The sequence below is a fragment of the Pseudomonas akapageensis genome (assembly GCF_011355085.1).
In the GTDB taxonomy this organism is placed as follows: domain Bacteria; phylum Pseudomonadota; class Gammaproteobacteria; order Pseudomonadales; family Pseudomonadaceae; genus Aquipseudomonas; species Aquipseudomonas akapageensis.
The window spans coordinates 49,426-72,609 of sequence record NZ_VXCP01000009.1; the positions used below are offsets into that span (position 1 = coordinate 49,426).

19 protein-coding genes and 1 pseudogene are annotated in these 23,184 nt (G+C 59.7%); 10 read left to right on the forward strand and 10 right to left on the reverse strand.

The window, feature by feature from the left end; translation table 11 throughout:
• Positions 1-13: 13 nt before the first annotated feature.
• The 3 genes from F2S13_RS06580 to mhpA all read right to left on the reverse strand — a co-directional run bounded on the left by F2S13_RS06580 (position 14) and on the right by mhpA (position 3,269).
• Entirely contained in the window at positions 14-847 is an 834-nt protein-coding gene (locus tag F2S13_RS06580) for a GntR family transcriptional regulator (RefSeq protein ID WP_218583833.1), read from the reverse strand.
• 107 nt (positions 848-954) lie between these two features.
• Positions 955-1,608 carry a TetR/AcrR family transcriptional regulator gene (locus F2S13_RS06585; RefSeq protein WP_166359666.1) on the reverse strand — a complete coding sequence of 218 codons (654 nt, stop codon included), beginning with the start codon at positions 1,606-1,608 and terminating at the stop codon, positions 955-957.
• 2 nt (positions 1,609-1,610) lie between these two features.
• A complete protein-coding gene (gene mhpA, locus F2S13_RS06590; RefSeq protein ID WP_166359667.1) occupies positions 1,611-3,269 on the reverse strand; it encodes a bifunctional 3-(3-hydroxy-phenyl)propionate/3-hydroxycinnamic acid hydroxylase MhpA in 1,659 nt (552 codons plus the stop codon).
• Between the two features lie 310 nt (positions 3,270-3,579).
• Between mhpA and F2S13_RS06595 the strand changes: the two genes are divergently transcribed.
• From F2S13_RS06595 to F2S13_RS06615, 5 genes are all read left to right on the forward strand, one after another.
• Positions 3,580-6,477, forward strand: a complete 2,898-nt coding sequence (locus tag F2S13_RS06595) for an AAA family ATPase (RefSeq protein WP_166359668.1) — start codon at positions 3,580-3,582, stop codon at positions 6,475-6,477.
• A 117-nt stretch (positions 6,478-6,594) separates the two neighbouring features.
• Complete coding sequence (locus tag F2S13_RS06600) at positions 6,595-6,810, forward strand: hypothetical protein (RefSeq protein WP_166359669.1); 216 nt, start codon at positions 6,595-6,597, stop codon at positions 6,808-6,810.
• 117 nt (positions 6,811-6,927) lie between these two features.
• Positions 6,928-8,442, forward strand: a complete 1,515-nt coding sequence (locus F2S13_RS06605; RefSeq protein WP_166359670.1) for an efflux transporter outer membrane subunit — start codon at positions 6,928-6,930, stop codon at positions 8,440-8,442.
• Positions 8,443-8,472: 30 nt separating this feature from the next.
• Complete coding sequence (locus F2S13_RS06610; RefSeq protein WP_166359671.1) at positions 8,473-9,585, forward strand: efflux RND transporter periplasmic adaptor subunit; 1,113 nt, start codon at positions 8,473-8,475, stop codon at positions 9,583-9,585.
• Positions 9,582-12,680: an efflux RND transporter permease subunit gene (locus tag F2S13_RS06615; protein WP_166359672.1), complete on the forward strand. Its 3,099-nt coding sequence runs from the start codon at positions 9,582-9,584 to the stop codon at positions 12,678-12,680. Before F2S13_RS06610 ends, F2S13_RS06615 begins: the two co-directional genes overlap by 4 nt.
• Positions 12,681-12,832: 152 nt before the next feature.
• Here F2S13_RS06615 and F2S13_RS06620 read toward each other — a convergent pair whose 3' ends face one another.
• Complete coding sequence (locus F2S13_RS06620; RefSeq protein WP_166359673.1) at positions 12,833-13,276, reverse strand: potassium channel family protein; 444 nt, start codon at positions 13,274-13,276, stop codon at positions 12,833-12,835.
• A gap of 1,022 nt (positions 13,277-14,298) precedes the next feature.
• On the opposite strand from F2S13_RS06620, the gene F2S13_RS06625 reads away from it, so the two are divergent.
• Entirely contained in the window at positions 14,299-14,511 is a 213-nt protein-coding gene (locus tag F2S13_RS06625; protein WP_166359674.1) for a DUF1289 domain-containing protein, read from the forward strand.
• A 67-nt stretch (positions 14,512-14,578) separates the two neighbouring features.
• On the opposite strand, the gene F2S13_RS06630 is transcribed toward F2S13_RS06625, so the two are convergent.
• Entirely contained in the window at positions 14,579-15,448 is an 870-nt protein-coding gene (locus F2S13_RS06630) for an alpha/beta fold hydrolase (protein WP_166359675.1), read from the reverse strand.
• A 185-nt stretch (positions 15,449-15,633) separates the two neighbouring features.
• Here F2S13_RS06630 and F2S13_RS06635 point away from each other — a divergent pair, with 185 nt between their 5' ends.
• Positions 15,634-16,512, forward strand: coding sequence for a LysR family transcriptional regulator (locus F2S13_RS06635; protein WP_166359676.1), 879 nt, complete (start codon positions 15,634-15,636; stop codon positions 16,510-16,512).
• An 89-nt stretch (positions 16,513-16,601) separates the two neighbouring features.
• On the opposite strand, the gene F2S13_RS06640 is transcribed toward F2S13_RS06635, so the two are convergent.
• Positions 16,602-16,967, reverse strand: a complete 366-nt coding sequence (locus tag F2S13_RS06640; RefSeq protein WP_343047357.1) for a DUF3077 domain-containing protein — start codon at positions 16,965-16,967, stop codon at positions 16,602-16,604.
• Between the two features lie 750 nt (positions 16,968-17,717).
• Here F2S13_RS06640 and F2S13_RS06645 point away from each other — a divergent pair.
• Positions 17,718-17,912: pseudogene (locus F2S13_RS06645) on the forward strand (IS30 family transposase); the annotation flags it as partial.
• An 88-nt stretch (positions 17,913-18,000) separates the two neighbouring features.
• On the opposite strand, the gene copD reads toward F2S13_RS06645, so the two are convergent.
• From copD to F2S13_RS06665, 4 genes are all read right to left on the reverse strand, one after another.
• Entirely contained in the window at positions 18,001-18,939 is a 939-nt protein-coding gene (gene copD / locus F2S13_RS06650) for a copper homeostasis membrane protein CopD (RefSeq protein WP_166359677.1), read from the reverse strand.
• Positions 18,940-18,942: 3 nt separating this feature from the next.
• Positions 18,943-19,326 (reverse strand): copper homeostasis periplasmic binding protein CopC, encoded by a 384-nt coding sequence (gene copC, locus F2S13_RS06655; RefSeq protein WP_166359678.1) that lies wholly within the window; start codon positions 19,324-19,326, stop codon positions 18,943-18,945.
• A gap of 420 nt (positions 19,327-19,746) precedes the next feature.
• Entirely contained in the window at positions 19,747-21,135 is a 1,389-nt protein-coding gene (locus tag F2S13_RS06660; RefSeq protein WP_166359679.1) for a heavy metal sensor histidine kinase, read from the reverse strand.
• Positions 21,132-21,821 (reverse strand): heavy metal response regulator transcription factor, encoded by a 690-nt coding sequence (locus F2S13_RS06665; protein WP_166359680.1) that lies wholly within the window; start codon positions 21,819-21,821, stop codon positions 21,132-21,134. The genes F2S13_RS06660 and F2S13_RS06665 overlap by 4 nt, the downstream gene beginning before the upstream one ends.
• Positions 21,822-22,031: 210 nt before the next feature.
• On the opposite strand from F2S13_RS06665, the gene F2S13_RS06670 reads away from it, so the two are divergent.
• Positions 22,032-22,379 (forward strand): co-regulatory protein PtrA N-terminal domain-containing protein, encoded by a 348-nt coding sequence (locus F2S13_RS06670; protein ID WP_166359681.1) that lies wholly within the window; start codon positions 22,032-22,034, stop codon positions 22,377-22,379.
• Between the two features lie 174 nt (positions 22,380-22,553).
• Complete coding sequence (locus tag F2S13_RS06675; protein ID WP_166359682.1) at positions 22,554-23,090, forward strand: cupredoxin domain-containing protein; 537 nt, start codon at positions 22,554-22,556, stop codon at positions 23,088-23,090.
• The last annotated feature ends 94 nt before the right edge of the window (positions 23,091-23,184 follow it).

Below are 23,184 nucleotides of genomic sequence, written 5' to 3' on the forward strand. Positions count from 1 at the left end.
TGCACGAGCGCTTTTAGTCTTGCTTGCGCTCACCCACCACGCCCGGTTGGGGTTCGGTCATGCCGGGCATGGTCTTCAATGTGGACGCGGGGAAGTCGATCTCGGCGACGTAGCGGTCGCCCCGATACCAGGTGACACCGGCGTACAGCACGTTGCCTTTGCCATCGACCAGACACCGTGACATTTTCGCCACGGGAGAGGCAAACGGGATCTTCAGCAGGTCGCACAGAGGAAAATCCGCAGGCATCACGGAAATGCGTTGCTTCACGCGTTTGCCGCGCGTGCCCAGTTCGTCGAGCACCGCGGCGAGCAGTTTCCTTTTCTTGGCGATATTATTGGGCAGCGACTCGAAGACCACCGTTGACACGTAAATCTCGGCATAGCAGAACGGCTCGCCGGAATAGGTGTGCAACTTGCGCACGCACACGTTGTCGTCCGCCGACCGATCGTCCGACCCAAGCAGTTCTTGGGGTATCTGGGTATGGTGCCGGACTTCGAGTATCTCGAAGGAAAGCGCTTGCGGCGTGGCGAACGGATCGTTGATCGTCAGTTCGAGGTCGCCGGTGGCGGCGGGCAGCGCCGCCACGTGGGTACCGATACCCCGTTGGCTGCGGATCAGCCCTTCCTTGGAAAGCAGTTCGTACGCTTGCCGGATACTCACGACGGCGACGCCCAGGTCGTGCGCCAGTTTCGTGATCGGCGGCAGCTGCGTGCCGAGCGGGTACTCGCCTTTCGCGATCCGGTGCCTCAGCAGGGAAGCTAACCTCTGATACTGCGTAACGCCGCGTTCGGCTCCCAGCACCGGTCGCTCGGCCCTGATGTCTGCATCACTGTTCCGCTTGTTCACGCCGCCTTTCACCCCAAATGCCTAACATTAGGTTTATGTTATCAGGGCCGGCGTTGGCCGTCATTTATGTGCAGTGAGGCTGCAAGGTGGCCGCCGTGCCGTTTTCATCAGGACCGGACGGGTAGCGGCAGGCTGGCGATTTTCTTGGCTCTGGCAGGTGTTACGCCCAGAGCCTTGAGAATCATCTCGGCCACACGCACGTCATGCTCTGCCACCGCACGTCCCTCGACAACCGAGCGCATTGCCCCGGTTGTGCACGAGATCACCATGTCCAGGGCGATCCCTTCATCCTCGAACGCGAAAGCGCCCTCGCGCAGGCCTTCACGCAGGTCGCCAAGTACATGGGCGGCCAAGCGAGAACGCATGGCCTGATCGAAATGGATGATGCGCAGCAGTGCGTTGGCCCATTGGTGGTCGTCGGCGGCCCGGCAGACGAACATGCGTACGCCAATCGCAAGCCGCTGCGCGCCGCAGTGAATGTCCGAGCTCAGGGCGGAAATGGCATCGGAGAACTCGGTCGCCATGGCGATGCCAACCGCCTCGAGCACTTCGTCGCGAGTTCGAAAATAGTTGTAGATGGTGCCGTTGGATACCGCGGCCTCCGCGGCGACCTCGAGCAGGGCAATTTCCCCCACCTCCTTGCGTGCGACAAGTCGTAACGCCGCGTCCACCAGCCCGAGACGGGTGCGCTCACGCTTCTTGTGGCCTCGCGTGAGAGGCTGTGGCGCGGTTGTTTCTGCAGAAGGAGTGGGGGAGGGCATTTTCAGGCTCGTAATCGAGGGGGCTCGTTGATGGTAATGGAAAGGCTATTGGCAGTGGAACCGGCGCTGCCCAAAAGCTCCCTGCAGTCTCGAAGGAGACTGCCTGCTTCTGCACCCGGGGCGTGGTGCATGATGATGCGGTCGGGGCGGACCGCGACCAGCGTTCCTTTGGCAGCCAGCGGCAGGATCTCATGGTTCAGGTCTTCGATGAAGTCGCAACTGCCGCCGGCGCGCTTGCCGCGTGTTCTGATCTCCAGGAAGTGGCCGCCCATTTTTTCCCAGTAAACGACCTGATCAGCGGTCAGCAGTGACAACGGGTCAACACCGAATCCAACCAGGGTCAGGTTGTCTCCCAGGGCGTCGTCGCTCAATCGGATCTGTTTTTGCATGTTGCGAACCCAGGCCTGGGGAAACAGACTGCCACGAACCAGCTTGTCGCCACGACGATGCTGCATGAACAGACCGCGTTTGAAGATGTTCTTCGGTTTGATGTCCAGTTGTTCGAAGTACCTTCTGGTAGCGGGAGTCAACGCCAGCATGCGCATCAGGCCGTGGACGAAGAAAGCGGTGATCTTGTTTCTGGGCATCACCAGACGGCCCATGAGTTTCGCCAGATCGATCATCGCCTGGGCATGGGGACGACGCTCTACGTCATAGGTATCGAGCACTGATGGTGCGGCATGGCCGCGCAGGACCCAGGCCAGTTTCCAGGCCAGATTGGCGCCATCTCGAAGGCCCGCAACGAGACCTTGCCCGACAAAGGGGGGGGTAATGTGGGCTGCATCCCCAGCGAGAAAGATGCGTCCCTTGCTGAATTTTTTGCAGCAGCGCGCGTGGAATCGATACACCGCCTTGCGCTCGATTTCCAGCTCCTGCGGATCGACCCACGGCGAGATCAGCCGGGCTATGCTTTGCGGGCTTTCCAGCTCTTCCCGGGATTCACCCGGGTGCAGCATGAACTCCCAACGCTCCCTTCCACCGGGAGCGGGCATGTGTGGCGTTGGTCGCCGTGGATCACAGATGAACTCAATGTGATCAATTGCTGACGCGTGCCGGTTCCTGGCATCGACAATCAGCCAGTCCTCCGCATAGGTCTGTCCTTCGAATTCCTGGCCAATCAGTCCCCTGACTCTGGAGCTTGCGCCATCTGCGCCTACCAGGTATTGGGCGCGAACGAAATGCGTTTGGCCATTCTGGTCCCGTACGCAGGCGACGACACAATCCGATTCCTCGACCAGGCTCTCTAGCTCGAAGCCGCCGAGGCTGGTCACTGTCTTCAGACGGGAAACCTGGCTGCGCACCGCGTGTTCAAGGTCGGGTTGATAGAACGTCACAAGTTTGGGATGGCCATCGATGCATCCGGTGGTATTGGCCCGGCCGAATTGCCCGAGAACCGGGGAGTGCATCCTCACTTCCGGGATAGCGATCTTCTCGAAAGCGTCTTCCGACAATCCGGCAAGTTGCAGGATGCGCAGCGCCTCGTTGTCCAGGGCAATGGCGCGGGGCATCAGTACGACCTCATGGGTCTTGTCCAATACCAGCGTCGTCACGCCATAGCGGCCGAGCAGCGCCGCGATTGTCGCACCTACCGGACCGTTACCGACCACCAGGACATCGACGGCGGAGGGAGGCGATTCGGAAACTTTCTTGTTGTTATTCATCTCGAGCCCTTGTGGTGATTGAAATCGAGAGACGCGCAGGTCTCGTCGTCAGGCAGTGTCAAGGTATGCAAAAATGAGACAATATTCAATATTGAAATTTATGTCATTTATTTTTGAGGGGCATTAGCGCACCGGGATGAGGTGCTTGTTCCTTGAGTGGGGCTACTTATTGAGTTGACCCGCGATGGCCTGCGGGCAGTTGTTTGCGTCAGTTTCCGACCGGAGAGGCTTGGCTTCCGAGCCGATCAGCGTTGTCATTGGAATACTGGCCCAGTACTAGAAACGATGTTTTAGTCTTCAGGAATCAAACGTGGCGCGTCCGCAGCTCCATCCGAACCCGGTCCAGATCTGCTTCGTCGAATTCGAGCTCGACGAGGCCAACGCTTGCTTGTTACGTAATGGGGAAACCGTGGCGCTGGCGCCAACCCCCTTCACACTGCTTTGCGCACTAGCACGCCAGCCGGGATCGCTGGTGACCAAGGATGCCTTGCTCGATGCCGTGTGGGGGCATCGGTTCGTCAGCGATTCGGTGCTGAAGACGGCCATCAGCGACCTGCGCAAGGTGCTGGGCGACGATCCCAGACGGCCCCGTTTCATCGAGACCGTATCCCGGCGCGGCTATCGCTTCATCGCCGCGCCGTCCCCCGGATCTTCGATGCCGCTTGCATCCGCGACGGTGCCGGCGGCCGGCGCGCATCCGTCGCCGCCATTCATCGGTCGCCACAATGAGGTCTCGATACTGCAACGGGCGTGGGAACGCGCTGACGGCGGCCAACGCGCCGTGGTCTGGTTAGCCGGTGAACCGGGAATTGGCAAGACCACGTTGATCGAGCATTTCATCTCCAGCCTGGGCGGCATCGCCTGCGCCCGCGGCCATTGCGTGGAGCACTACGGCACTGGCGAGCCGTACCTGCCGGTGCTGGAGGCGTTGGCCGATCTGTGCCGCAGCGACCCCACCTTGCCAGCCCTGCTGCGCGCCGTGGCGCCGACCTGGCTGCTGCAACTGCCGTGGCTAAGCACCGCGCAAGAGCGAGATGCGTTGCGGCGCGAGCTTGCCGGCATCGGTCCGGATCGCATGCTCCGGGAAATGGGCGAACTGCTTGACCGCTACACGGAGCAGCGACCGCTGTTGCTGGTGACCGAAGACTTGCATTGGAGCGATCGGGCGACGGTCCAACTCATTGACTATATGGCGCGGCGACGTGGTCGCACGCGGCTTATGTGGCTGTCGAGTTTCCGTCTCGCCGAGGTGGTAGCGCTCGATCATCCCCTCAGTTCGCTGCGTCACGAACTGCGCCTGCAACGTCTGTGCGAGGAAGTGGTGCTCGATCCGTTCTCGGAAACCGAGGTCGCTGACTATGTTGCACTGCGTTCTGCCTCGCTCGCGCGCGCTGAAGCCTTCGTGCGCGCCCTGCACGAGCGCACTGACGGTGTGCCGTTGTTCGTATCGTCGGTCATCAGTGAAGTAATGGACCCAGCGGACGACGATGCCACCATCGAGGCTCGGCTTGCAGGTGTGGCGGTCCCTGAAAACCTCGCGGCCATCATTGATCACTACATCGCCAGGCTTGGGCAGGAGCAGCGTGCGCTGCTCTCGGCAGCCGCGGTGTGCGGGGACGAATTCCGGGTTGAGACGGTTGCGCTGGCCCTGGAGCGCGATTTCGCTTCGGTGGCCCATGCCTGTGAGGAGTTGATTCTCGAGCAGGTCTGGCTCACACGGTCACGGGCCACCGACGTTGAAGAGACCGTAGAGTTACCCTACTTGTTCCGGCATGCTCTCTTCCGTCAGGTGCTGTACGACCGCACGCCGCGTTCATTGCGCATCCACCTCCATCGCCAGGTTGGCGCTGCCCTCGAACGCGAGCGCTCGGCCGGCGTGCCGGTTGCTGCCTCGGAGCTGGCAATGCACTTCGACCGGGCTCGGCAGCCGATGGTCGCACTGCGCTACTACGCCGAGGCCGCAGAAGCCGCGCTGCTGCATTTCAGCCCAGCCTTGTGCATCGGTCTCACTGAGCGTGCGTTGGTCCTGCTGAAGCAGGCCCCGGAAGGGACGGAGCGCGATGCGCTCGAAATTACCCTGGCCACGCTGCAGGGGGTGTCGGCTTTCCACACGTTCGGTGTCGGCAGCGAAGCCAGGAATGCGTTCGAACGCGCGTACACGCTGCTGGCGGATGTACCCGAACATCCAATGCGCGGTCGCCTGCTGCACGGATTCGGCTATCTGCTCGGTCTGCGCGGCGACTATGCGCTGGCGCTGGAGGTGGCGGAACGCGCCGAAGACCTCTCGTGCGCGGCGAACGATCCAGTGCTCATGCTGGCGGCGTGCATCGTGCAGGGCGAGGTGCATCACCTCCAGGGGCGCACGCAGATGACCCGCAGTTGGCTGGAGCGCGCCCTCGCGATCGCCGAGCCGTTGGACATCGGTGCGAGCGAGATCTTTGCGGCCGATCCTCAGGTCATGCTGCACGGTATGCTGGCCATAGAACTCGTGCGTTGTGGCCTGGTTGAGCAAGGCCGAACCCACATGCAACGGGCGCGAACCCGCGCGCAGGCGCTTCGCCAGCCTATGACCTGGCTGGTCGCCGCCTGGCAGGAGGTGCTGATCGAGGTGCGGATGGGCAACCATGCCCGTGTGGCAGTGCTGGCTGACGACATGCAGAAGCTGGTCGATGAGTATTCGCTCGCACTGGGGCGTACGGCTTGCCGCTGGTGGCGCGGCTGGGCCGACGCGCGCAACGGCGCGCCGCTCGACGGCTATCGTCGCATACGCGAGGCCTATGAAGAACACACCGGGCTCGGCATGCGCTCCGGCGCCAGTGAGGTGCTCGGCTACGCCGCCGAGGCGTTGTTGCTGGCGGGTGATTGCAGCGCAGCGCAAGTCGAGCTTCAGGAAGCACTGCGGGTGGGTGAGGAACTGGGCGAGCGCGTGTACCTGCCGCAGCTTTTGCTGCTGGAGGCAGCGATCGCGCGAGCGCAAGGGCGGCCTGACGCCAGCTGCGCCGCGGTGCGGTGCGCGGTTGAGGAGGCTCGTACCCAGGACGCACCGTGGTTGGAGCTGCTCGCACTGGTCGAGCTGTGTGAACACCACCACGCCGCGGCCGTGGACCACCAGGCATTGGCGACGCTGGTTGACCAGTTGCCCGAAACTGACGGAACCGAGCTGGTGAAACGTGCGCGCTCGTTGCTTCAGGCTGCTCCGTCGGCTTGACACTGTAGGAGCAAGCTCGCTCCTACAAGGCATTGACCGAAGTCCGACCTTTCGCTTACGACTCGACCCGGGGAGCGGCCTACGCTGTCGTCGAACTTTCTTATCCCCTGGTCTGCAATGAGCCTGAATCCTGAATCCAAGTACCCGAGCCGCCGCTCGTACGTAGTGAAGCTGCGTAGCGATTCCGCGCCGGGGGCCCTGGCCGGCCGCCTCGAAAACCTGGTCACCGGACGTCAGCGCGAGTTCTCGTCCGCCGAAGAGCTGTTGGAGTCGATTGCCTCGGACCTTGTGTCGGCGGCGGGAGAGCACGCGACAGATGCCGACGGCGAGTGACGTCTCCAACCTGAATGAGCGCTCGATATGGCGACCGAACGGCGACGCTTCGCTGACGACTTCGCGCACACCGGGTCCTACGCTGATGCAACCTCGAATTTACACGAGTCCAATCCGATGCCGCGACTTCCAACCCTCCATCCGTTGACCCGCCTTGCCGGGAAGACGCCCCTGCAACATGCTGAACGCCTGGTCGGCGTCGTCGTTGGTGCGGCACTCGTCGTGTCTATCGCCTTGACCTTTTCCGGTTGTTCCACGGAAATCGTCAAACCGTCGGTGCCCGTGGCAGCCAGGTTCGCCGCCAGCACGGCCTCGGAGATGGAGCCCGAAGTCGCGTGGTGGGAGACGTTCAATGACCCGGTTTTGGCGGATCTGGTGCGCCGCGCGATGCGCGAGAACCGTGATATCAAGATCGCCGCCGAGCGCGTGCGCACTGCTCGCGCCGGTGAGACGATCAGTCGTTCCTGGCTCTTTCCGAGTGTCGGCATGTCCGCCTTCGGCTCCGACCATAGCACCGGCTACAGCACTGCCAAGAAACAGGGTTATCCAGATGCCGAGGCCGTGGGCGCGGGCCTGGACGTCTCGTGGGAACTTGACCTGAGCGGACGCCTGCGCGCTGGCGCGGCAGCGGCCGATGCCGAGGCATTGGCCGCGGAGGACGGCGTACGTGGCGTGCGCCTGCTGGTGATGAGCGACGTCGCCAGCAACTACTTCACGCTGGTCGGCGCGCTGCGCCAGGTCGAAACATTACGCGCGATCTCGACGGCGCAGGACGAGACACTGCGCCTGGTCAATGCCCGCCACCGTGCAGGGCTGGCAACCTCCTTCGACGTCGAGCGTGCACAGACCGATGCCGCATCGGCGCACGCGCAGATCCCTCCGTTGGAAACCCTGGCTGCTGTGGCGCGGCACCGCATCGCAGTATTGATCGGTGACCAGGCCTTTAACGCCGCGAGTATCCAGCCCTCCCATGTCAACGTGGTGGCGCCCGAGGCCCGGCAGGGGCAGCCCGCCACCTTGCTGCAGCGCCGGCCTGATGTACTGGCGCTGTTGGCGCAGGTCGATGCCGCCAATGCGCGCCGTCAACAAGCCGCGGCCGAGTGGTTCCCGCGGCTGTTCCTCGGGGCATCCTACGGCCGCCAGGGCCTTGAGCTGAACGGTCTGAATCTGGGCACCGCCAGCTTCACCAACGTGGCTAGTCTGCTCACCATGCCGATCTTCAACGCCGGGCGCACGCGCGCGATCAACGAGGTCGCCGAGAGCGGCCAGCGTGAGGCGCTACTGCGCGCCGAGGACGGCATTGTGCGCGCTCTCGAGGATGTCGAGAACGCCCTCGTCACGCAGGCGCAAGAGCGTCACCGCGCCCAGTCGTTGCAGTCGGCCACCGAGTCCGCAGAGGCTGCGCTGAGCCACGCGCAGTCGCTCTACGACAGGGGGCAGATCGACCTGTTGCCGCTGCTGGACGCGCAACGGGCGCGCCTGGCGGTACGCCTGAGTGCCAACGACAGCAACACCCGGCTGCTGCTCGATAGCGTGCAGCTCTACAAGGCACTGGGCGGAGGCTGGCAGGTGTTCGAACAACCCGCCAACCCCACTGCAGCCACTGCAGCCGACCGGCCACCACTTTCCTGAGAATCTGCCGTTTTTCAAAGAGGAACAGCCTTGAAAACCACCCTTACTGCGGCCGGCGCCCTGGCCGTAGCCGTCATGCTGTCCGCGTGCAGCCCCGAACAGCCCACCGTGCAGGCACCACGACCGGTACGCACCGTTGAAGTCAGCTACGACAATGTCCGCGATATCAGTCGCTACGTGGGCACCGTACAGTCGCGGCATGAAGTCGACCAGGCCTTCCGCGTGGGCGGCAAGGTAGCCCAGCGCAAGGTCGATGTAGGCCAGTTCGTGAGCGAAGGCGACATACTGGCTGTGCTGGATGACAGCGACTACCGCCTTGCTGAGGAAGCGTCGCGACAGCAGTGGGCGGTTGCCGTCGAGCAGACGCGCCAGGCCGACTCGGACCGCCAGCGCCTGACCGCGCTGAAGACTGACGGCTCGGTCAGTGCGGCCGATGACGAGCGTGCGCATACCAATGCCCAGACCGCTCATGCGACCGCCGAGGCCGAAGCGCGAAAGCTTGAGCTTGCGCGTAACCGGCTCAAGTACACCGTGCTGCGCGCTTCTCGTAGCGGAGTCGTCACGGCTGTGCGCTTTGAGGCGGGGCAGGTAGTGGCGGAGGGCCAACCGGTTGTCTCGGTTGCGAATCCGGATGAATCCGAGATCGTCATCGATGTGCCCGAAGATCAGCTGTCTGTCTTCAAGGAGGCGAATTTCAAGGCTTCGCTGGCCAGTGCACCGAGTGAGTCCTTCGATGTCACGCTGCGCGAGCTGTCGCCGCAGGCAGCAGCGCAGACGCGCACCTATCGCGCGCGGCTCAAGCCGGTGCAGGCGCTGCCGCTGGGCGCCACCGCTACGGTAACGGCCGAACGCGTGATGACAAGTCTCTCGGTGGCGGCGGTACCAGCCACCGCACTGACGCAAAGCGGCGGCCAGCCGGCGCTATGGGTGGTCACGCCCGCGGGCAAGGATCCGGTGGGCACTGTCGAACTGGTGCCTGTGGCGGTGTGGGGCTACCGCAACGACGAGGTGCTCGTCTCCGGGCCGCAGACCGGCGCATTGGTCGTCACCGCCGGGGTGCAGAAGATGGCGTCCGGACTGAAGGTCGCGCTTCCCGGCACGGCGATTGTTGACACGAACACCACGCAGCAGGCAGCTCGATGAACAATTTCAACCTCACCGACTGGGCGCTGCGTCATCGCGCGATTGTCCTGTTCATGCTCCTCATTGTCGCGTTGGCCGGCGCCTTCAGCTTCACCCGCCTTGGTCAGCTCGAAGATCCGAACTTTTCCGTGCCCTCCATGACCGCCATGGTCATCTGGCCGGGCGCTACTGCCCAGCAATTGCAGGACCAGGTCCTCAATCGCATGGAGAAAAAATTCGAACAGATCGACAACTTCGAGAAAGTGGTCACCTACGCGCGGCAAGGCTACGCCGGCATGACGCTCACCGTGCGCGGCGGCACCTCAAAGGCTGACCAGCGCGAGGCCTGGTACCAGGCGCGCAAGAAACTCAACGACCTGAGCCTGGAGATGCCTGACGGCGTGATCGGCCCGATCCTCAACGACGAGTACGGCGACGTGTATGGCCTGATGTACGCGGTCAAGGGCGACGGCGTCGGCCACGCCGACCTGTCGGACGCGGCCGAGGACATCAAGCGCCAGATGCTGAAGGTGCCGATGGTCAAGAAGATCGATCTCATCGGCAAGCAGGCCAAGCGTGTCTACGTCGAGTTCTCGCACGAGCGCCTGGCAGCGCTGGGCATTACACCGCTGGCCATCGCCGAAAGCCTAAAGAGCCAGAACGCCATGTTGCCCGCAGGCCAGATCGACACCCACGGCGACCGCGTCATGGTGCGGGTGAGCGGCCAGTTCGCCAGCGAGGATGCTATCCGCAACGTGCCCATCGCGGCAGGCGGCCGGCTGATCAAGCTTGGCGACATCGCGACCGTCGCCCGTGGTTTTGAGGATCCGCCAACCTACACGGTCCGCCACAATGGCCAGCCGGTGCTGATGCTTGGCATCACGATGACCAACGACGGCAATATAGTGGACCTCGGCAAGGCCATGGAGACGGCGGTCGACAAGATCCAGTCCGAGCTGCCACATGGTGTGGAACTGGAGCGCGTAGCCGACCAGCCCTCTACGGTGAAGGACGCGATCTGGGATTTCGAGCGGTCGCTGATGGAGGCGCTGATCATTGTGATCGCGGTGAGCCTGGCCAGTCTCGGGTGGCGCACAGGCATTGTGGTCGCGACCTCGGTGCCGCTGGTGCTGGGTGGCGTGGCGCTGGTAATGCTGGCGATGGGCTGGAACCTCGAGCGTATCTCGCTCGGCTCACTGATCATTGCGCTCGGCCTGCTGGTCGATGACGCAATCATCGCTATCGAAATGATGGTGGTGAAGATGGAGGCGGGCATGGACCGCGTGAAGGCGGCCGCCTTCTCCTATCAGTCCACCGCCATGCCGCGCCTGACCGGTGCACTCATCACCGTCGTTGGCTTCCTGCCCATCGGTCTCTCGAAGTCCACCACCGGCGAGTACGCAGGTGGCATTTTCTGGATCGTCGGCGCCGCGGTGCTGTTCTCGTGGATCTGCTCGGGTATCTTCACACCCTACCTGGCGGTCAAGATGCTACCCAACGACTTCGGCAAGCACCAGCATGCCGGTGATCCCTATGACACTAAGCTCTACCGCAGGCTGCGCGGCATGATAGATACCGCCATTGAGCGCCGCTGGGTTGTCATCGGAGTAACATTTGGCGCCCTGGCACTTGCTCTGGCCGGCATGAAGTTTGTGCCGCAGCAATTCTTCCCCAACAGTTCGCGCCCTGAGTTGGTCATTGACCTGCGCTTGAAAGAGGGTTCGTCCATCGCGGCGACCACCGAGCAAGTGAAGCGGATGGAGGCAGTGCTGTCGAAGGACGAGGAGGTCAAGTACTTCACCGCCTACACCGGCGCCGGCGCACCGCGCTTCTATCTCTCGCTCAACCCCGAACTGCCGAATCCGGGCTTTGCCCAGTTCGTCGTGATGACCAAGGATCTGGACGCGCGCGAGCGGGTGCGTGTGCGGCTGATGAACGCAGCTGACCAGCAGTTTCCACAGGCGTGGGTGCGCGTAACCCGGCTTGAACTGGGGCCGCCCGTCGGTTACCCAGTGCAGTTCCGCGTCGTGGGACCTGATACCCAGGTTGTGCGCCAGATCGCCCGCGATGTGGAGAAAGTGGTCGCGTCCAACTCGAAGGTAAGGGATCTCCAGCTCGACTGGAACGACCCGGTTCGTGCACTGAAGGTGGAGCTTGATCAGGACAAGGCGAGCGCGCTGGGCCTCACGCCGGCCGACGTGTCGCTGGCGACCCAGACCGTGATGAACGGCGCAACCTTGTCGCAGCTGCGTGAGCACGAAGACCTGATCGACATCGTGGCCCGTGCCGTACCAGAGGAGCGCTTGAACCTCGACACACTGAAAGACATCAACCTGTACACGCGCCAGGGTACGGTGGTGCCACTGTCGCAAGTCGCACAGGTGCGCTCCGAGCTGGAAGAACCGGTATTGTGGCGCCGCAACCGTGACATGGCGATCACCGTGCGTGCCGACGTGAAGGATGGTGAGCAGGGTGTATCGGTGACCCAGGAAATCCAGCCGTTGCTCAAGGACATCGAAGCAAAGCTGCCGACGGGTTACCGCATCGATGTGGGCGGAGCGGTCGAGGAAAGTGACAAGGCCAACAAGGCGCTGCTCGTGGTGGCCCCGCTGATGCTGGTCACCATTCTGCTGCTGCTCATGCTGCAACTGCAGAACTTTTCTCGCATGTGGATGGTTATGCTGACTGCACCGCTGGGCCTGATCGGTGTGGTGCCGGCGCTGCTGGTGTTCCAGTCGCCGCTGGGCTTCGTCGCGATCCTGGGCATTATCGCACTGGGTGGCATGATCATGCGCAACTCGTTGATCCTGATCGACCAGGTACAAACCGAGATCGCCGAAGGGCGCGACCCGTGGAATGCTGTGCTGGATGCCGCCATTCACCGGACGCGTCCGGTGATGCTGACGGCGCTGGCCACCGTGCTCGCAATGATCCCGCTAACGCGCAGTGTGTTCTGGGGGCCGATGGCAATTGCGATCATGGGCGGCCTTACCGTGGCAACGCTACTGACGATCTTCTTCGTCCCGGCGTTGTACGCCGCATGGTTCAAGGTGGCTCGCCAGACGGCTGTTGGCACCCAACAGGTGAGGAGTGACGCCGCGCTTGCTTCTGAGTGATGAGTGCCATGGCACTGTAATCTCAACCTGACCACTTTTGGAATGGATTGCCCAGCGCAGTTTCTCCACGGCTGCACCGAGCAGCCAGATCAAGTTTTCGTGGTGTTCTTCTGAAATGGCCGCCGCTCCGCGGGCGGCCGCAAGCCCGGTAATCAGGACGTGTGGTTGTCGTCGTTTTTCGTGTGGAAAAACAGATAAATATGATTGACCACAGCGAAGAAGACCCCCGTGGATAAACCGCACATGAGGATGCCGGTCAAACCCTCCATCAACCCGAACAGACGCCAGGGTTTCCCCAGAACCACATCACCGAAGCCAATCGTCGAATAGGTCACTCCAGAGAAGTAAAACGCCGTTTCGAGATCAGGCAGACACTCCTGCCACACATAGAATGTCGCCCAGATCGAGATCGCCATCAAATGCAGCAGAATCATATAGCAGGCGACCCACACCAATCGCGTGCTAATGGCCCCTAGTTGCGTCATAAGGACATTTCCCCGGTGGTCCAGAAACCTCAGCATCAAGGCCAGACCGACTGCATGCAAGACCACGGTAATGGCCGCCAGCCCCCATGCGAAAAAGATGCTTGAATACATCAAGTGCTCCTCCAGGATGTCACCCCGACAGGCCGAGATCCTGTCTTACGGTTGAATGTGCAGCACGCGGCCTTTCAGGAAAACTGGTTTCACCTGGTTCAACCCGCTATTACTGTAGCTTCACGGCATTTCTCATGCTTTACGTCTTAAGCAGTGAGGGCTGCTTTTGGCTGTGGATTCAACCGGTGGCGAAGGGTGCTTGCGACCCGAAGCGGACGCTGACAAGGTGATTGGACACTCACTTCATTCATCGCTAAAGAGACTGCGAACATTGGAGGTGCTGCACCAGCAGTCGGTGTCATCCAGAATCTCCCCAGCCAGAACGCAAGTGATCCCCACAGAAACAATGCAAGCTACGGTCCCCAACGCTTTGCTGACATCACCGGAGGCACTGGCAACGGCCCAGCAGGTGTTTCGCGTAACGCCTGCTGGGCCAGGATCGAAGGCGATTGCGCCTCATCCTTTCCCGTATCAACCATGGTTGGCGCGGGTGCAGCAGGGATCGGTCCTTCGTTGCTAGCGACGGGAGCAGAGACGGCCGGTGCTCCTTTCGCTGCGACTGATAGCTCCTGGACTCGTACGCCGTCCGAGAGTTTGTAACCAATTCGGGGCAACGTCTGGATGTACTCCCGATCAGGCTGCAGCTTCTCCAGCCCCAAACGTAATTGACGGACGACCTAGGCTAGGCTCTTGTTGGTTACTTCCAGGTCATACTGCCCCCAAGTCCAGGCCATCAGTTCGCGCTTGCGCAACACGGTTCTGCCCGACCTCAAAAACATCGCCAGGCATCGGCTCGCGGTTGCGCCTAGGCGCAAAGGCTCCTCATCGGTGGGCCGTTACCGGGTCTTCGATATGCAGGCCAATATGGATCAGGCCCTTACCAATGGGCAGGGCGCGCGCATGGTTCAACTGACAGCCTCGGCGCTAAGAGACGCGGATGTTATCGTCAGCCCGGTATCGGCCCATGTGCATTTCGATAGCGAAGAGCATTGCCTGCGAGCCGCTCGATGCGGGGTTGAACCATGGCCAGGGATATCGAAAATGCTTGTATCTCCGATTGCCAGTTCAGCGCTGACCTGTGCGCGAGTTGCGCCCGCAGCAAGGAGGACATCAGAAAATGGAGGCGCATGAAGCGCCCCGAAAAGATTGCCGCCGTGCAACGAGCAATCCTGCGCCTGTGTGAGCGGGCTTGCTCGCGATCCAGGCGACTCGGATTGCCTGAATCACCGCGGTGATTCCATCGCCGCACCGCCGCATCCTACGGATGCTCATTCAGCGTCCTCGCCACTGAATTGAGTGTGGTTATCTGGATGTGCGTGCAATGAAGTCGGCAATGTACCCGGCCGACAGCTCCGGGTACTGGTGTTGCGGGCCATGCCCCGATTCCGGATAGAAGACGAACTGTGCATTGCGAAGCTGGCCGATGAGCGGGAACCAGTTCTGGCCGGCGGTGCTGGTGTCGTTATCGCCACTGATGACCAGTATCGGCGTGCGCGTCCGGGTCAGCTGGGTGCGCCGTCCCGACTTATCCTCGCCAAAGGCTTGGCCCGCCTTCAGGTACACCTGAAACTGCGCCATCTGCGAGGGAATTTTCGACACGATATCGGGGCGGGCGTAGATCCGTTCATGAGAGGCCTTGGCTGCCGCGCGGCTGAACGCGGACTTCGGCTCGAAGAACAGCACTTCTTCATCGTCCAGGTCATTTATCGGTTTCATGGCGCGCTCGATGAAGACCTGCTGGATCGGAAATTGTCTCGGCCCCGGCGGATTGGTGCCTACCAGGATCGCATGGGTCACGCGTTCCGGCTGGTCGAGCAGCAGGGCCTGTGTGGTGAGGCCGCCCCATGACCAGCCCAGCATGGCGAATCGGTCCAGATTGATGGTCGTGGCAAATTCGTTGACAAAACTGGCGACCTGGCCGATGTCGTCGGGCAGCGTGCCGGTCGAATAACCAACGCCTGGATAGTCGAAGGTGATGACAGTATGCCGTTCGGCCAGCTTGTCCAGGAACAGCGGATCCCAGGTATCGAGCGTGCCGCGCATGCGGTTGGCCAGGACGATAGGACTACCCGATCCGATGGAACGGTAGGCGATCCGGTTTCCGTTGACCTGCACATACTGGTTCTCGGCAGTGGCAGCCTGGTTGAGCGGGGTGACAAATTGGGTATTCATGGTCATTGATCCTTTGAAGGAGGAAGAAGTCGATGCCGTGAGCAGTGCCGTCCTGACAGGGCTTGCGCCGATCCGATGAGTACTTTTTACGCCTCGCGCAGCGTTGCCGAAATAGCTACGATGGCAATCGTACGTTGCAAAAAAGCAACGAATTTGGCGCAACCATTGCTTAGGGGGCTTGCCCCATGAACTTCGACTGGAACGACATTCCCCTGCTGTTGAAACTCGCCGAGTCCGGCAACATGGCCCAGACAGCGCGCGACCTCGGCCTGGTGACTTCCACTGTGAGCCGACGGGTCGCGGCAGCCGAGCAAGCGCTGGGGATCAAACTGTTCATCCGCGGCCACACCGGCTATCAGCCGACCGAAGGCGGCAAGGTCTTCCTGTCCCATGCGGACACCATCGCCGACCGCGTCAAGACAATGCTGCTTGAGAGCCGGGAGGAGACACAGGACATCTCTGGTGCGGTCAATATCACCGCAATCGACGTCCTGCTCAGTTATTGGCTTGTGGGTCATGTACCGGGACTGTTGGCAAAACATCCGCACCTTGAACTGAACTTCATCGGGGATTTTCGCGAACTGTCTTTCACCCGGCGTGAGGCCGATCTCGCCATTCGCCTGAATCGGCCAACCGCAGACGCGGCCCTGCGGATGCGCAAGATCGGGACGCTGGGTTTCGCTGTGTACGGTGCCGGGAAATTCTCCGGAGCATCACGCAAGGAATGGCCAACACTTCCCTGGCTGGCATTCCCGGACGAGATGTCCAGGTTGGCCGAGATGCAATGGCTGGCCAGGATGGCGCCGACTCAGACGATACGGCTGACCAGCATCTCGATGATTGCACGCGCTTGCGAGGCAGGGGTCGGCGTCGCACTGCTTCCGTGCGTAGTCGGTGATCGCTTGAACCTTGTCCGGCTCCAGCAGGACCCAGTATCACAGAGAGAGCTGTGGTTACTCAGTCACAAGGATGCTGGCCAGGTCGCCAGGTTCCGCGCCGTATCGCAATGGTTGAGCGAGCGGGCGGAGCAGGATTCGGATCTGCTTGCCGGAATTTCCCACTAGGGCAGGAGGGAATGCTTGCCCTGACAGCACCGTCCTGCGAGGCCGGTGCTGCTTTTGAGGGGGCATGCGGTAGTCGCTACGCCACCTGCTTACAACCCGCCGTTAGCCTTACGCTCGGGGTTCATACCTTCAGCGCCATCGAGTAATGCATTGATGATTGCCTGGGCCGTTTCGATCGAATGCATCGTTGACCAGATCAGGCCTTTCTCGTGAGCACCGGGGCATTCGGTGGCGGCGTAGGCCGTATCGACTGCGCATTTGAGAAAGAGTGAGGCATGGACCAGGGCGTCTTCGGCGTTGATTCCGGCGCGGACGGCGAACAAGGGTTCGTGGCCGGCGTCGCAGGAGCCGAAGGGGGGGGTGACGGTTTTGAGGATAGTGCCGGCGGGTGGCAGCTGTGCGCGGGTCTGCAAGACCGGGAAACCAGGCACCCGGCAGACCCGAAGGTCTCCCACGCACAGCCACCATAAAACTGCGGCACAAAAAAAGCGCCGAGCTGTTTACGGAGGGCACTATGCGCCTGGTGTTTTCGGCGGGGTTGCAGACCCGATCGCTGAATTTGCAGCGACGGGCGAAGGTTAGCGCGGTAAGGGGGAGGGTGCAACAGGGGATGAGCTGCAAGTAACCATGGCATTGCTGTTTCCGACCCGAAGCTGCCAATGGCGGGGCACTGTGGGAGCGGGCTTGCCCGCGATTCAGACGCCGCGGTCTGTCTGAACCACCGCGGTGCTGCTTTCGCGGGCAAGCCCGCTCCCACAGAGTTGTACCCCTATATTGATGTCTGCTTCTGGCCGTTTTCTGCCTGTCGTGACCGGCTGAAACCGACCCAAGCTGCCTGTAGCAACCGGCAAAAATCGGCCAGGTGGGACCGTTAAGTGAAGGAGTAATAAATCCGCTCCCATTTCCTTAACACCCTCACCGCCCCAACCGAGATGCCCGCCGCTGCTGGCCTGTGACTTCCTCTACACTAGGCCGTGGACCTCTGAAAATCCATCGACGGCCTGGCCACGTAAGTTGAGTTGGATATCAAGGTCCCGGTGTTCGACCCGGTGCTTTTGTATTTCCAGACATCGTGGATGGATCTGACTCATAGTGAGTTTGGGAAACCGTGACTAACCTTTTTACAGCCTTCTTCGCGAAAGATGACGAATCGATTGACTGGCGACTTACTGCACTTTGTATGACACGATCAACGGCACGTTCAACTACCCGGCCACTGGAAAGGTGATGTGTTGTTCGGCAGCAAGAACAGCCAAATCGCCATGTTTGTCGAGCGCCATACCCGCTACGTGATGCTTGGGAAGGTTGCCAGCAAGGACACCGAATCGGTCATCAACGCACTAATCGAAAATGCTCGCCTGCTGCCCCAGGAGCTTTACAGGTCACCGACTTGGGATAGGAGAGATGGCTGCCCATAAATGAACCAAGCAGAAGCGGGGCTGCGGATGGTGCTATTACGCTCCCTGCTGTATGCGAATTTTTTCCCCCCTATACAGTGCCCATATCCATCTCTGGGCTCAAGGTTCCAAGCCAAGCGACTAGGCACACTATGATTATTGCCACAGAGAACTCCAGGGCCATACTGCGTCGCAAAGCATTAACGGCACCCGTGTATTCTCGGCTCTGGATCGAACGCTCCAAGAGCGGACTCAAGTGAAAACGATTCACCGTAGCTAATACGAGCATCGCTGCAAATAGTAAAATTTTCAAACAAAGCAGCGCGCCATAAGTACTAAACACTACACCGTCTAGTGTTGGACCAACAATGAATAGATAATTAACTATGCCGGTAATTCCTAAGCTCACTACGATCAATGCACCCGCCGATTCAAATCCCGTAAGCACTCGAGAAAGAATTCGTACCTCTTGTTCGCCATTGAGTATCTTCGTACGCAACAACAAAGCGAAAGCCGCTAGAGCGCCCAGCCAACCTCCCGCTGCGAGCAGATGGAAGATGTCGCTGGCGAAATGCATGTAACGCTTACCGCCTTCATCCATAGCGCCATGCCCAGTCCAGGCAAGGGTGGCTAGCGCGACGGCACCGCACAAGGTAACCACCCACAAGCTGAGGGTCGGATAGCGTTTGTTTAGCGTCAAGCCGATGCCCGCAAGTACCAGGGCAGCTATGCGAACCATCCACATGAGCCCGACATCGGTCCCCGTAAGCACCATTTCGAAGATATGGCGATGTAGTTCCATAAATTCGGAAACGCCACTCATTGCCTTGGCAAGTAACAACATGGCTGCGAGAGAGAGAAGTACGCCAACAATGACTGTGCCAAAAATTAGCGACTCAAAGTTCAAGACGGCGCCGAACACTCGCTCTTTTCCTCTGAGGCTGTACAAACCAAAAATGGCCAATCCAAACAGCAGCATGAGGTCCATGTAAAGAGCGAAGCGAACGGCGATATTGATTGAGTCGCTCATGGATCACTTCACTTTAAAAACAAGGTTGCCAGTTACAGGGTGAGTGTCGGAAGAGACTGCCCGCCATTCGACCTTGTAGGTACCCGTGGTGAGCGGAGCGGTGGGCGTGATGAGCATCGTTTTCGGATCGTCGCTGCCGGAGACACCTGCCTTAACAGCCATTGGGGAGTTCGGCATGCCCGGCATGTCGGTCATGATCAGCTTCGCACCGGAGAACTGAGTCGTGAGGTTTTCCGAGAAATGCAGTTCAATTTTGGACGGTGCTACGGAGGTCGAACCTTCCGCTGGTGTAGAGGACACTAGCTTTGGATGTGCTTGGGCCATAGCACTCAACAGCAATCCAGCGGTAAGTGCAGCAGCTACGGTAGTAGTTTTAAAGAATGACATGCAGGGCTCCTCACAGCAGAAGCTGTTGGTTCGAGGTTTGGTGGGGAAGTTCTAGTTATTACTTCTCGATGCTGGTTAAACCACTGGCAATTACCAAGTGAATGCCGCGTCCTGGTACGCACTTAACTCAGGTAATGGATCAAGATTTCCACGTCACTGAGCCAGGACACGATGCCACATGACCGCCGACGGTTCGATTACAATTCAGTAAGCTTGGTGAGTGGTCTCTGGTCTAGCGTTGAGGGCATGCTTCGTGGTTTTCACGTTCAGGACTTGCGTCACCTTGTCGTCATCCGGGCCTCTCAGAGGCTCTAGGCAGGTCACTCCGTCTAGGAGCCAGGGGACGCGAATATTGCTCCAATGTGGCGTTTGATTGCCGGTGACGAGCGCGTCTGTTCTTTCGCCAAAGCGGCTCCGGATTTAGGCACGTTCCAGTCCGGCGCTAGGGAGCTCCATATGAAAGGCAGTTATTCCATTGGATGAAGTGCACCAGATCCTGCCTTCATGAGCTTCGATAATGGACCGCGTAATCGCTAATCCCAGCCCTGCGTTACTTGGACTGCCTTCACGCCGTGCCGGGTCAGCGCGATAGAATCGATCGAAGAGCTTTTCAAGGTGTTCGGGCGCAATGGTTTCCCCCGGGTTTTCCACCGTCACCATTGCTGTCTTCAGATCCTGGCGGATATCCACACTGATGGTTTGGCCCTCCGGGGTATAGCGCAGCGCATTCGAAAGCAGATTCGAGATGGCTCTGTGCAGCATCAGCACATCGCCGCGAACACTCCCTGCTCCTGAAATACTGAGCTCAATGCTGCGTTCATCTGCCAACAGACGGTAGTACTCGAGCAGTTTACCAACCACCTCCCCTAGCTCTATCTTCTTGTTTTCCGGCTTGATCAAGCCGTTGTCGGACTTGGCCAGGAAAAGCATGTCGTCAATCATTCGAGACATGCGCTTCAAATCATCCAGGTTCGAGTACAGATTGTCTTCGTAGTCCTCGATGTCCCGTTTTCTGGACAGCACCACTTCGGTATGAGTCATCAAATTGCTGACCGGCGTACGCAATTCGTGAGCAATGTCCGCGGAAAAATTTGATAGCCGTACAAACGCATCATCCAGGCGGGACAACATTGCGTTGAACGACGAGACCATTTGTTGAAGCTCTTTGGGAACGGGCGCTAACGGGATGCGCTGGTTGAGTGATTTAGCCGACATCGAGGCCGCGACCCGGGTCACCTGCCGAATAGGACGCATACCACTGCTGGCAACCATCCACCCCAGCCCGGCACTGACGAGTGCACTGATCACCAGACCAATCCAGAACCAACGCTGAAGTGTCGTGAAGAACGACATGTGCTGAGTGACGTCAAAGATCAGGATAACGGTCAGTGGCTTGTCCAGGCCGGACACCATCGCTTGGGCCGTCATGCCACGGAACATCTGCTGCTGATCCTGCCATTCCCACACTTCGTAGTTGGAGGTTGTGCGGAACTGCTGCGGAACGTTGACTGGCCCTGGGTCAGCGAAAAGCAGCTTCCCTTCGCTGTCCAGGATGATGGCAGTCAAATCACGATGGGCTCCGAGCAAAGCCTGTAACTCGGGCTTTATATCGCTGAATTCGTCGACGCTGGTTAGCTCTCCCAGGATTCGCTGGGTGGAATAGAGCTTTTCGTTCAGTGCCTGCTGATCCAGCATTTTGAAATGATGGCGACTGAGATGGTTGAAGCTGAGCCCGGCGACAGTGAGGACGGCGGTCACCGCCAGCATGAACATCAGGCTCATGCGCGTCGTTAGGGATAGGCGGTTCATTCTGAGTCAGCATCCGGTGCATCGATCATGTAGCCCATGCCACGTGTGGTGTGGATCAGCTTGACTTCAAAGTCGTCATCGATCTTTGCCCTGAGCCTTCTAATCGCGACCTCGATCACGTTGGTATCGCTGTCGAAGTTCATGTCCCAAACCTGCGAGGCGATGAGCGATTTTGGTAGCACTTCGCCCCGACGTCGGAGCAGCAGTTCCAGTAGAGCGAACTCCTTGGCCGTCAGGTCGATGCGTTTTCCTCCTCGAATGGCCCTGCGCTTGAGCAGGTCGACTTCAAGATCAGCCAATTTCATGCGGGTTTGGGCGGGCGCGCTATTACTACGACGCAACAGCGTTCTGACCCGAGCCAGCAATTCGGAAAACGCGAAGGGTTTGTTCAGGTAATCGTCAGCGCCGAGCTCAAGCCCCTTGACCCGATCTTCAACCCGGTCGCGAGCCGTCAGGAACAGCACAGGGACATCTTTACCCGAGGCGCGCACCTTCCGGAGTACTTCCCACCCATCCAGGCCCGGCATCATGACGTCCAGAATCAGCAGGTCATACGCTTCGCTCAACGCATGTTGAAGGGCCTCGGTGCCATTGGTAAAGCGATCCACGTTGAAGCCCGCCTCAGTAAGGCCTTGCTGCAAATAGATACCTATTTTTGGCTCGTCTTCAGCAACCAAAAGTCTCATGGGGGGTGGCTCTCAAAGTGATGGCAAGATTGAGTGTGCAACGAATTCGCCCAGCCAACCAGCAACTGACAGAAATGTAATATTGGCTTCAGGTAGTTGTCAGCGAGCGTTGTCTAGGGTTCGAGCATGAGCACTTTGCAGTGTTCATCCGACTCTCCAGTGAGCAACACTCTGTCGAGCCGGACAACATTCCTACGAAGGAGCGGCCCAATGAACTACCTCAAAACCTTGTTTCTGGCTGGCTCAGTCCTGCTCTCTGCCTCGGTATGGGCTGAAGGAGGTGGGGACCGAGTGATCGACCGCATTAGTGCTATGCGAGACAAAGCCGAAACCATCCTGGTCCAAGCCGAAAAAGCCCCTCCAGGGCAGCGTGATGCGCACATGGCTGAGCACATAAAAATGCTCGAAGAAATTATGAGCCAACTGCATCAAGACCACCCTGATACAGCAATGACCCCCCAACAACACCTCGCCTGGATGGAAAAGCACGACAAAATCGTGGATGACGTTTTGAGCCAAATGCAACGTGAACACAAACTAATGCTTTCAGAAAAGTAGTAGTGGCCGCTCTACCTTAAGGCTTTACGCACTAAATAAGGATGAAACGGCGTCGTTCAGGCACCGTGCTTTTTTTCAGAAAACTGACAGAAATGTAGTGGTCAGGTCAGTCAGCTGGCAGCTTCGCTTCTTTCGCATAGCCAGCACCTACTCACTCTCGTTCTTGAGGTCGTTATGAAAGCCAATATTGCCAAACCACTTATCGCTGCAATGGTTCTGCTCCTGGGGGGTACAACCATGGCTCGCGTGGGTCTTGGGAAAGATGACAGTGGCCAGCCGGGTGCGGCTGTCGACGTGACTCGTACCATTGAAGTGAAGATGGGCGACGTCTTTTTCGTTCCCAAAAGCATCAGTGTCGAATCTGGAGAGACGATTCGATTTGTCCTGCGCAATGAGGGCTCGCTGCTGCATGAGTTCAACATTGGCAAAGCTGCTGCCCATGCCGCTCACCAAAAAGAAATGGCGGCCATGTTCCAGAACGGCACGCTTACCCCTAGTGGGCACGGGCAAGCGATGGCCGACATGGAGCACGGCAGCGGGGGCATGAAAATGGTCGGGATGGAGCACAACGACCCGAACAGCATTCTGATCGAGCCAGGTGCAACCAAGGAGCTTATCTGGACCTTCACCAAAAGCACCGGTCTGGAATTTGCCTGCAACGTACCGGGGCATTACCAGTCGGGAATGATGGGTCAGTTTGAGGTGAAGTAGCAGGGGCTTGATCGGTGTCACAACCTCGTCGGATGCCAAACATGTCAGCCATCCGAAGCAGGTGAATGAGTCGCTGGTGGGCACAGAATTCACC

Excerpts from the sequence above, each read along its gene's own strand:
- F2S13_RS06585 (WP_166359666.1), bottom strand. The coding sequence starts at position 1,608 with ATGCCCTCCCCCACTCCTTCTGCAGAAACAACCGCGCCACAGCCTCTC.
- mhpA (WP_166359667.1), bottom strand. The coding sequence starts at position 3,269 with ATGAATAACAACAAGAAAGTTTCCGAATCGCCTCCCTCCGCCGTCGAT.
- F2S13_RS06600 (WP_166359669.1), top strand. The coding sequence starts at position 6,595 with ATGAGCCTGAATCCTGAATCCAAGTACCCGAGCCGCCGCTCGTACGTA.
- F2S13_RS06605 (WP_166359670.1), top strand. The coding sequence starts at position 6,928 with ATGCCGCGACTTCCAACCCTCCATCCGTTGACCCGCCTTGCCGGGAAG.
- F2S13_RS06615 (WP_166359672.1), top strand. The coding sequence starts at position 9,582 with ATGAACAATTTCAACCTCACCGACTGGGCGCTGCGTCATCGCGCGATT.
- F2S13_RS06620 (WP_166359673.1), bottom strand. The coding sequence starts at position 13,276 with ATGTATTCAAGCATCTTTTTCGCATGGGGGCTGGCGGCCATTACCGTG.
- F2S13_RS06625 (WP_166359674.1), top strand. The coding sequence starts at position 14,299 with ATGGCCAGGGATATCGAAAATGCTTGTATCTCCGATTGCCAGTTCAGC.
- F2S13_RS06630 (WP_166359675.1), bottom strand. The coding sequence starts at position 15,448 with ATGAATACCCAATTTGTCACCCCGCTCAACCAGGCTGCCACTGCCGAG.
- F2S13_RS06635 (WP_166359676.1), top strand. The coding sequence starts at position 15,634 with ATGAACTTCGACTGGAACGACATTCCCCTGCTGTTGAAACTCGCCGAG.
- copD (WP_166359677.1), bottom strand. The coding sequence starts at position 18,939 with ATGAGCGACTCAATCAATATCGCCGTTCGCTTCGCTCTTTACATGGAC.
- copC (WP_166359678.1), bottom strand. The coding sequence starts at position 19,326 with ATGTCATTCTTTAAAACTACTACCGTAGCTGCTGCACTTACCGCTGGA.
- F2S13_RS06660 (WP_166359679.1), bottom strand. The coding sequence starts at position 21,135 with ATGAACCGCCTATCCCTAACGACGCGCATGAGCCTGATGTTCATGCTG.
- F2S13_RS06665 (WP_166359680.1), bottom strand. The coding sequence starts at position 21,821 with ATGAGACTTTTGGTTGCTGAAGACGAGCCAAAAATAGGTATCTATTTG.
- F2S13_RS06670 (WP_166359681.1), top strand. The coding sequence starts at position 22,032 with ATGAACTACCTCAAAACCTTGTTTCTGGCTGGCTCAGTCCTGCTCTCT.
- F2S13_RS06675 (WP_166359682.1), top strand. The coding sequence starts at position 22,554 with ATGAAAGCCAATATTGCCAAACCACTTATCGCTGCAATGGTTCTGCTC.